This is a genomic window from Bradyrhizobium sp. WSM4873 (genome assembly GCF_055811355.1).
The window spans coordinates 1-9126 of record NZ_JBVVPS010000074.1; the positions used below are offsets into that span (position 1 = coordinate 1).

Annotated in this window: 4 protein-coding genes and 2 pseudogenes; 2 read left to right on the forward strand and 4 right to left on the reverse strand. The window is 60.1% G+C overall.

Annotated elements, in window-relative coordinates:
- Positions 1–1455: 1455 nt before the first annotated feature.
- Both AC0L21_RS37485 and AC0L21_RS37490 read left to right on the forward strand, forming a co-directional pair.
- Positions 1456–2844, forward strand: coding sequence for an aspartate aminotransferase family protein (locus tag AC0L21_RS37485; RefSeq protein ID WP_473266969.1), 1389 nt, complete (start codon positions 1456–1458; stop codon positions 2842–2844).
- Positions 2845–4844: 2000 nt separating this feature from the next.
- Positions 4845–5366 (forward strand): cyclic nucleotide-binding domain-containing protein, encoded by a 522-nt coding sequence (locus AC0L21_RS37490; protein ID WP_473266971.1) that lies wholly within the window; start codon positions 4845–4847, stop codon positions 5364–5366.
- Positions 5367–5440: 74 nt separating this feature from the next.
- Here the strand turns inward: AC0L21_RS37490 and AC0L21_RS37495 are convergent.
- The 4 genes and pseudogenes from AC0L21_RS37495 to AC0L21_RS37510 all read right to left on the reverse strand — a co-directional run.
- Positions 5441–6004, reverse strand: a pseudogene (locus AC0L21_RS37495) (integrase core domain-containing protein); the annotation flags it as partial.
- Positions 6005–6124: 120 nt separating this feature from the next.
- Positions 6125–6886: an IS21-like element helper ATPase IstB gene (gene istB, locus AC0L21_RS37500; RefSeq protein ID WP_007592724.1), complete on the reverse strand. Its 762-nt coding sequence runs from the start codon at positions 6884–6886 to the stop codon at positions 6125–6127.
- Positions 6887–6905: 19 nt separating this feature from the next.
- Positions 6906–8447, reverse strand: a complete 1542-nt coding sequence (istA, locus tag AC0L21_RS37505; RefSeq protein WP_473266973.1) for an IS21 family transposase — start codon at positions 8445–8447, stop codon at positions 6906–6908.
- A 97-nt stretch (positions 8448–8544) separates the two neighbouring features.
- Positions 8545–9126: pseudogene (locus AC0L21_RS37510) on the reverse strand (IS3 family transposase); the annotation flags it as partial.

The window sequence follows — 9126 nt, forward strand, 5'->3', positions numbered from 1 at the left end:
TGTGCCTCTTCCTGATCCAGCTATCGCATACGCTTGCCTGTCCGCTCCCGCTCAATTCGGCTTCTTAACGGACGACTAGCTATGGGCCGACGGGCGCTGTTCCAGCAGGGCGTAGTTGCGTTGCTCGGAGTCGTCCGCCGGTATGTTGTCGATGCGCACCAAGAGACGTCGGCTGCTAACCGGTCCACTCACTCCAATGCTCCGAATTCGACGGCGTCGAAGCTGCGCAACGGTCCGCGCTGATGGATCACCTCGCCCTTGTAGAAACCGGCGTATGTTCGAATCGGGCGTTGTCGTGGAATCGCCGCGACTTTCGACAGAAGGCTGCGGTGCAAGGACGACCGATTCACACATGGAAGGCATTGCGGGCCCATCTTCGCATCGTGGACGAACGCTCGCTTGCGCCACTTGGCGACCGTCCTCTGCTTTAGCACCCTGCCGGGCGGCTAACTCTTGGAGCGGAGCCGTCGAGCGCTGTATTGCAACTCGGACCGCGAGCGTGACCGTGGCGCGGGCCGACCGCGCGATACAAGCTGCATAAATTTCAGCGCGTTTGCCGACCACGTGGAATCGAACATCGTCTCACCAAGACAATCACCAGTGACCAATCGTCAAGTTGAACGCATGAACCGAAGCCCCCGAGGAAGCCACCGTACGCCGATATCACTCACACAAGCAGCTCAAGAAATACCTCGCCGTGTTTCTGGGAAGCCGACAACTTGACCCCGCGGCATCACACCCAACGAACCGCTTTGCACCGCCTGGGCGGACGAACCTGGCCGCTTGAGACACTGCAAGCCACATCAATTCGGGACTAAATACCTGGAGCGCTGCGCCGGATCCCGCGCCGACGGCAGGTGAGGCGATCTCAGACGGCGCACCGCGCCGCGAGTGTGGCCGTGTCGTCATCGGCGGATAGTGTCTACCTCCGCGAACGGATTGCTCTGGTGGAGGGGTTGGCAGGCGCACCAAGCCGGATACACAAAGCAATCTGTCCTCAGATGCTACACTGTACGAAATAGGAGCCTATAAACGTTGGCAGGTGTCCAACTGCATGAATCTGATTAGCCTGTCATGCTTCCTAGGTCGCGCATCGCCGTACGACTCGCCCGGTGCGGAGACTAGACGAAAGATAGCATGAATGGCGTACAGGAAACGCGTCAATAGAACTGCGCACAGAGCTGGTTGCCTCGCCGATGGCGCCGCTGCGATGATTGTCCCGACGGGCTTGGCTCCGGGTGCGAGGCAGAAGTTGGTGGCAGTGCTAACAACCGTCGTCCGAACGAAGGTTCGAATTGTCATTCACGTCGGCGTTTGCCTGCCCTCGCCGAGGGAGAGCGATCCAGGAGATGCTCAAGCAAACACCGGAAGTTGGTACTCGCTCGCACTACCGAAAAAAGTTGGTCATATTGTCGCTCGATCATGTTTCCCGAGTGCAACTGTTGGACGGATGCCATGACGTCGACCGTGCAATACAATTCTCAAGAAGCCCGAGATGCGGCTTATCAGCTTCACGCCTATACTAACGCACGGTCGCATCAAGAAGCTGGTCCAATAATAATTGAACGCGGCGAAGGTCCCTATGTCTTCGACGCGGCCGGTATCCGCTATCTCGATGCCATGGCCGGTCTCTGGAGTGCGGGACTCGGCTTCAGTGAGAAACGGCTCATCGAAGCCGCCCATCGTCAGATGCAAGTCCTGCCGTTCTATCATACCTTCGCATCACGATCGAATGGGCCCGCCATCGAGCTCGCCGAGAAGCTCGTCAGGATGTCCCCGGTGCCTATGAGCAAGGTATTTTTCACAAACTCCGGCTCGGAGGCGAACGACACCGTGCTGAAACTGATCGCCTATCGCTCGAATGCCTTGGGCCAGCCTCAGCGTAAGAAAGTGATCAGCCGTTTGCGTGGCTATCACGGGGTCACGATCGCTGCGGCAAGCCTGACCGGGCTGCCCGAGAACCATCGCTCCTTCGATCTGCCGCTGCCGAACATTCTGCACGCGGGCGCCCCTCATTTCTACAAAGACAGTCTTCCTGGCGAATCAGAGGAGACGTTTGCGACGCGTCGGGCCGAGGAGCTCGAGTCGCAGATTCAGCAAGAAGGTCCTGATACCATTGCAGCCTTCTTCGCCGAACCTGTAATGGGCGCGGGTGGCGTAATCGTTCCGCCGCCGACCTACTGGGAGAAAATACAAAAGGTACTAAAACGGCATTGTATTCTTTTGGTCGCCGATGAGGTAATTTGCGGCTTTGGCAGGACGGGAAAAATGTTCGGCTGCGAAACCTATGACATCACGCCAGATGTCATGGTAGTGTCAAAGCAGCTCACGTCCAGCTATTTTCCGCTGTCTGCAATCATTATGAATGATTGCATGTTCGGTCCAATCGCGGAAGAGAGCAATAAGATTGGAGTGCTGGCCCACGGTTTCACAGGTGGTGGTCACCCGGTCGGAGCCGCCATTGCAATTGAAAACCTCAAAGTCATCGACGAGCGGGAGCTGATTGCGAACGCCAGCCGCATCGGCGGCTACATGCAGGAACGGCTGCGCGGCCTCGCCGACCATCCGGTCGTTGGCGAAGTCCGCGGCATTGGCCTTATGGCAGCGATCGAGCTGGTGGTGGAGAAGGAGGAGAACGTCCCCGCTACCACTCCGGGCGAGATCGGCGCGATCGCGTGCCGGTTGATGCACGAGCGAGGAATCATTGTGCGGAATGTTGGCGATGCGTTGGTAATGTGCCCACCTCTGATTGTTAACAAGGACCAGGTCGACGCGCTCGTCGACGGGATTGCGGACATGCTCCAGGAGCTTAAGGCGAACGTCGTCAATCTGCCCCGAGCCTGACAAGTCGTCACCTGCCCGTTTAGTCCGCCTGCGGCTCCGACGACTTGAGAACCACGAACTCAAGACACTGCGGAAGCTCGCATAAAGTTAAAGTGCCTCGGGCAAGCAACACATGTGTTTGTCGATGGGCCAGAAGGGTGGTCGCCGCTGACAATATCCGAGGATCGAGAGCATGCGGATGGGGCAGTGGTGCGCGCCTATATTACGTCGGCCACTGGCTGCTCATGAGCTGCGCTGGCCCGCTTTGGAGTTGATCTTGATAAATGTTCAGGTGTCCGCGATGATGAAGAATATGGTTGGAGCGAGTGCTTGGGATCTGCGCGGCCTGTTTCTGTCATCCTGGTTGAACGACCATCCCGCGCAACAATGTTGGGCTCCGCCGAAAACCCCTTGATCGGTAAGTAAACTCGACATGGCGAGCGCTTGATGGCGAGACCATAGAACAAATCATTTCGAGGGCATCGAAAGAGTGCATTGGGTTCCCCGCATGTTGGGGGTCGTGGGAGAGATGCACCAAATTAATTAGGTGTCTTGTTTCAAGAAGCAGTATGCCTGGCAATCGCTCGCGGGACGCGTGCGTAATCGCTTGGGCCGTCGCGTGTGAATCACGACCTTTCAGAAACGCCGGGGAGGGCGCTAAGCCGCTCGGAAATCAACGCGGAGACGCCCGAAGAGGCCAGACAGCCTCAGCGTCGGGTTTTGTGACGCAGATGAGAAGCCGCGGCCGCGCGGATGCCGTCGTTGGCCACCGTGGGGTCCTTCCATCGCACCGGAGCATCACAAACACATTGATCGCCGATCGGCGGGTGGTCTCATTGTATCCGTTCGACCCGCCACCGCTCGATATGGCATTCCTGCGCCCGCATGACGGTGGAAGCAGGGCTGCCGCTGTGGACCGCTGCTGTCCCGATGGACCCTGCCGGAACTCAACCAGGAGCGTGGCATTGGAGTGTGGGCGCGCTCGTTGACCGGGTGCCATTCCGATTGCGCAGTCTGCGAGCCCGTCGACATGAAGCCGCATGTTTCGAACTCTAAGACGTTCCGCGATACGACGTGGAATGGTTCTCTCGAACAGATGGGTGTTTTTCGGAAGGGCTGCCGCGCAACGGCGCCGCCGGGGCGCTAGTTAAGTTATCGCGATGATCTGGAGCACGTCCGCTGGCGATCGGGATCGCTCCTGTCCGGACGGATGCAATGAGCACCTGATCGCGGCCAATGAAAGTTGCCCTCAAGGAACGCTGGCTGGCGCCGTCGCATAGATCGATGCAGGCGGCGAGTGCGGCTCCCCTGAGAGTGAACCGCCCCGGGTTTGCCGGAGGCTCTCACTCCTGAGAGGATGGAGAGCCAGGACAAGCAAGACCACGATCAAGTGTTCACCCGACGTCCGGGCCCGAGCGATTCGGATGGCTCTGGGTCACGCCAGCGAGCATTCTTCTCGCTGGGAAGCGGCGACATCGATGGGCCAAGATCGGCCCACTCCGCAGACCGGGTCAAGAAGGCGGAGATCGACAGCGGTAGTCGGCGGCGCAGCGGCATGCCGCATCCTACATTCTCGTATGGTCATTCGAGCGTAGTAAGCGTCCGATACCATGCGCGCGACGATCATTATGGAGCGGAGCAGCAAGACAGGAACGACCAAGCGTTTCGGGCGCGGAATGCCCGACGTGCGAGACGCTGGTACGTTCTTTAGTGCCGTCGCGGCGCCCGGACGGAAGGTAGACGGTCCTGGTCGGGAAACCTCTACGCGTAACGTGTCTTGCGAGCTGTTCAGGTGATGCTTCGACGGAAACATCGCACAGATTGACCGTGACGGTGATCACAGCATCCGCCGTGTTAATGAAGGGCATGGCGTCCCGCACGGCGCGTGACACTGCCCGAACGGACAATAAGTGGGACAGCGCTTCGGGGTGCGTAAGAATACGTAGGTCCAGTATTTGCGTCAGATCAATCTCCTTCGCGAGGCTCAAGCCTAACATTTGCGAAATTCAAGGGAGGCGTCGATGCTGGTACGGGTCCATACATCTAGCCGCCGGCCGATTGACGGTCATCTCGCAGCAATTGCTGGTGAGCGCGCCGGCTGTAGTGAGTTCAGGTACCGTAAAGGCTCGGAGATATTCGGCGAGGGAGAGGAGCCAGAGTACATCTATCAGATCATCGCTGGAGCGGTGCGGGCTTACAAATTGCTCTCTGATGGTCGGCGGCAAATCAACTCGTTTCATCTGCCTGGAGATATGTTCGGGCTTGATAATGGGGCAACTCATCGCTTCACCGCCGAGGCCATCATCGAAACCAAAGTCCTTCTAACGAGGCGGCATACCTGCCTTGACGAAGTCTCAAATGGAGCGGCGGCGGCGACGAACCTTCTCGGCCTTGTCAGTCGTAATCTTCAGCACGCTGAAAATCACGTGCTTCTTCTGGGCCGGAAGACAGCACTGGAGAAGGTGGCCGCATTCCTGCTCGAAATGGACGAACGGCTGGCCCAACCGAATGCTGACCTGCCCCTGCCGATTTCCTCCAGTTGAAGTTAGAGTCCGGCCTTCTGTGAAGTGCTCCCCAAAACTAGGCCAGCTGATGCTGGAATTTTCCGGGGTTTAGCTCATGCCGGCGGGGGCGCCGATGAGCCATTCAACAGCGATATCGGCGCCTTGTTGCCGATCGCGCTATGGGGCCGGACTTCGTTGTAGTCTCTACGCCAATCCTCCATTTTCTGCCGGGCGTCGTCAAGGCTCAGGAACCAGTGCATGTTCAGGCATTCGGTTCTGAACTTGCCGTTGAAGGATTCGATGAAGCTATTGTCCGTCGGCTTGCCGGGACGTGAGAAGTCGAGCACAACGCCTCTTTGATAAGCCCAGATATCGAGATCGCGGGAGATGAACTCCGATCCCTGATCCACACGAATGCTCTTCGGGTAACCGACGGTTTTGCAGATGCGCTCCAGAGTCAGCACAACGTCCTCGCCTCGATAGCTGAACCGCGGATCGACCGCCGGCGAGAAGCGGCTGAAGATGTCGACAATCGTCAGCACGCGGAGTTTGCGGCCGGTGGCCAGCTGGTCGTGAACGAAGTCCATGGCCCAGGTCTCGTTGATCTGGTTGGCATCGGTTCGATCTTCTCGCAGCTTGGCTTTGACGCGGCGCTTGGGCGTTTTGTTGCGTAATTTGCGGATTCCGGGGATTGCGGCCAGGGATTCCGATTGAACGCGACCATGCATTCCGATCGAAGGCGGCCACCTGTTCCGACGAAGGCGGCCGGAGTGTCGTTGCCGGCATGAGGAGTTGGGTCAGGTTTTCTTGGCTGCGTCAAGATTGGCGCGCTGCGCAGTGATCTTTCGCATGCTGTCTCCCTTGAGTGTGAGGCGGTGAGCATTGTGGACGAGCCGATCCAGGACGGCGTCGGCGATGGTCGGGTCGGCGATGACCTCATGCCAATTTTCGATCGGCACCTGGCTGGTGATGATGGTCGATCCGCGCTGGTGTCGATCGTCGACGACTTCGAGGAGATCGCGACGCTGCTCGCCGGTAAGCGGTGCGAGGCCCCAATCATCGAGGATGAGCAAATCGACCCTCGATAGTGTCTTGAGGAGCCGCGCATAGCGTCCGTCCCCGCGGGCGAGCGCAAGGGCTTCGAACAGCCTTGGCAGGCGATGATATAAGACGGATCGATTATCGCGGCATGCCTTGTGGCCGAGTGCGCAGGCGATCCAGCTCTTGCCGACGCCGGTCGGCCCGGTGATGAGCAAATTTTGCTTGCGGCTGATCCAATCGCCATCGACGAGCTTGGCAAAGAAGGCGCGGTCGATGCCGCGCGGAGCGCGCAGATCGACATCTTCGACGATTGCGGCCTGCCGTAGCGAGGCGAACTTCAGGCGCACGATGAGCCTTTTGTTCTCTCGCTCGGTTGCTTCGCGATCGATCATCAGGCCGAGGCGCTGCTCGAAGGTCAGCGCGGTAACGTCCGGTTGGCGTTGCTGATCGTCGAAGGCCTTGGCCATGCCGGCGAGCCCGAGAGCAGCGAGACGTTCGTGGGTGTGGTTGCTGAGCATAAGGTCTCCTTGTTGGTGGTCAGTGGTAGTAGCCGCGGCCACGGATGTTGCCGTGCTGGATGGGATCGGCCTCGGGGGCGGTGTCGGGAAGGAAGGCTTTGTCCAGGCCGGTCTTGAGGATCGAGGCGATCGACCGATAGCTCGCTGAGCCGATGCTGATCCCACGGCGGCACGCGGCTTCCAGACGTTGCGTCCCATAGGTCTTTTCCAACCGCAGGATGCCGAGACAGGATCGGAAGCCCTGCTCGGGATGGGGCTTTGTCCGCATGATCGCCTGGCACAGCGCGATCGTGGACGGACCGATCTTCTCGGCGGCGGCCAGCAGACGTGCCGGCGTCCAGAAGGCGTATCGGCGATGTGCGCTCGGCATGTGCTCGGGGATCGTGGTGTGGCGGCGCCTGACGCCTGAGCGTGCGTGGCTGGCGATCCGGGTGCCGCGATGGAACACCTCGATGGTTGCCTCGGTGGCCCGCACCTCGACGACCTGGCGGATCAGGCGAGATGGCACCGAGTAGAAGTGCCCCTGAACCTCGACATGGTAATCCGGCGCTACACGGGCACGACGCCATTCGGCGTACTGATAGGGTTCGGCCGGCAGCGGCATCAGGGCCGGACGATCGATGGTGTCGAAGAACTCGCGGCGGCTGGCACCGAGCTTGCGCATCAGGCGGGCGTTGAGTTGGTCGACCAGGATGCGGATCGCAACATTCAACTCGGCGAGCGAGAAGAAGCGCCGGTTGCGCAGCCGCGCCAAAATCCATCGCTGGACGATAAGAACCGCCGCCTCCACCTTGGCTTTGTCGCGCGGCTTGCGGGGCCGCGCCGGCATAATGGTGGTGCCGTAATGGGTGGCAAGATCCTGGTAAGTCCGGTTGACGCCTGGCTCGTAGCGGCTCACCACCGTCACCCCGGCCTTCAGATTGTCGCAGACGAGCGCCTTCGGCACTCCGCCCAGGAAGGTGAGCGCATCCACATGGGCGCCGATCCAGTCGGGCAGCGCCTCGCTGAACCGGGCTTGGACGAATGTGTAGTTCGACGCTCCCATGACCGCGACGAAGATCTTGGCGGCGCGCACCTCCCCGGTAAGCCCGTCGAACACCGGCACGGTATCGCCGGCGAAGTCCACGAACAGCTTTTCGCCGGCCGCGTGGGTCTGCCGCATGGTCGCCGTGATGCCGTGGCGCCATTCGACGTAGAGGTCGCAGAACCGGCTGTAGCCGTAGCCGTCGGGATGATGGCCGCGGTATTCCTCCCACAGCAGCGCCAGCGTTACGCTGCGGCGGCGCAACTCGGCATGGACATGCCCCCAATCCGGAAGCGGCTTCGATCGCGGCGGGTTGTAGCCGGCTGGCGCAAACAGCTTGCGCTCCAGTGCTGTGTCGTCGAGCTCCTCCGGTATCGGCCAGGTGATGCCGATCACCGCGGCGCGGCGGACATACTCCGCGATCGCCGTGCGACCGATCCCGACCGATCGGGAGATCACCCGATCGCTCACCCCACAGGCATACTTCAGGCGTAGAACTTCTCGAATCTTCCGCATCGGCAATCTCTCGGCGGGCATCGGACCTCCCATTGCGTCAACCGCAAAAGGAGGGACCTTGCCCCGTTCAGATTGCCGACAACGCCCCCCGTCTCACCCTATCAACAGGGTGGCCGCCTTCGTTCGGATTGGGTGGCCGCTTTCGATCGGAATCGCTGGCCGCCTTCCGTCGGAATCGGTGGCCGCTTTGCCTCGGATTCCGCAGTAATTGCAGGCTCAATTCCCGGTACAGGCGATAGACCCGTTTGACGTTAACGGCCCAGCCCTCCCGTTGCAGCAGCACATGAATGCGCCGATAGCCGTATCTCACCGCGTCGCGCAGATGTCCTTGATCCGGTGTTTGAGAGCGGCCTGGTCGCCGCGCTTCGACTTGTAGACGTAAAGAGCGCGATCAACCCGAAGCGTGGAGCAGGCCCGCCTGACTGACACCTTCCAGTCACTTCGCACCTTGTCGACAAGCTCGCGCTTGCGGCCAGGCCTCAGAGCTTTTTTGAGAGCACATCCTGAAGCATGGCCTTGTCCAACGACAGGTCGGCGACAATCCGCTTCAGCTTCCCGTTCTCTTCCTCAAGCTGACGCAGCCGCTTCATCTCCGAGGGCATCAAGCCTGCATACTTCTTCCGCCAGTTGTAGAAGGTTGCCTCGCTGATCCCGGCCTTGCGGCAGACCTCGGCCACCGCCGAGCCGTCTTCAGCCTGCT